This is a genomic window from Cysteiniphilum halobium (assembly GCF_003574425.1).
Taxonomy (GTDB): Bacteria; Pseudomonadota; Gammaproteobacteria; order Francisellales; family Francisellaceae; genus Caedibacter; species Caedibacter halobius.
Genome location: NZ_QLIU01000144.1, coordinates 1 through 531, shown reverse-complemented (window position 1 = coordinate 531; position 531 = coordinate 1). Strand labels below are relative to the sequence as shown.

2 protein-coding genes are annotated in these 531 nt (G+C 30.1%); both read left to right on the top strand.

The genetic code is table 11. The annotated features are described in order from the left end of the window. The first annotated feature begins 156 nt into the window (after positions 1–156). The gene (locus DNK85_RS12795) at positions 157–300 is read left to right on the top strand and encodes a hypothetical protein (RefSeq protein WP_162896711.1); all 144 of its coding nucleotides are present in this window, start codon (positions 157–159) and stop codon (positions 298–300) included. Beyond that, positions 297–531 (top strand): hypothetical protein (locus DNK85_RS12790; RefSeq protein ID WP_208123204.1); only part of this gene is annotated, 235 nt, incomplete at its 3' end. The genes DNK85_RS12795 and DNK85_RS12790, both read left to right, overlap by 4 nt.

The window sequence follows — 531 nt, the reverse complement described above, 5'->3', positions numbered from 1 at the left end:
AAGAAAGAAGAAGAGAAAAAAAAGGGTGAGAAGAGAGGGATAAAGAGAGAAAAAAATAAAGGAGTGAAGAATAAAAAAGAGGGAAAAAAAGAAGCGAAGAAGAAGATAGAAAAGAGAAAAAAAAGATAAGAAAAAAAAAAGTAATAGAATAGAGAAGTGAGAAGGGAGGGAGGGTGGAATAAGAAGAGGAGGAAAAAAGAGAAAAAAAAAGAAAAAGAAGGGGAGAAAGAGAAAAAAAGAAAAGAAGAGAAAAAAAGAAAAAGAAGAAAAAAAAAAGAAGAGGAAAGAAAAAAGAAATGAGAAAAAAGGAAAAAAAGGAGAAAAGGAGAAAAAGAAAAAGGAGAAGGAGGAAAAGAGGAAGAAAAGGAGAGAAAATAGAAAGAAAGGAAAGAAGAAAGAGTAGGAGAGAAAGAAAAGTGGAGGAGGAAAGGAAGATAAAGAAAGAAGAGGAAAAAAAGAAGAAAAAAGAAAAAGAAAAAAAGAAAAAAAAGAGGGATAAGAAAGAGAGAGAAAAAGAATCATACAGAAAAG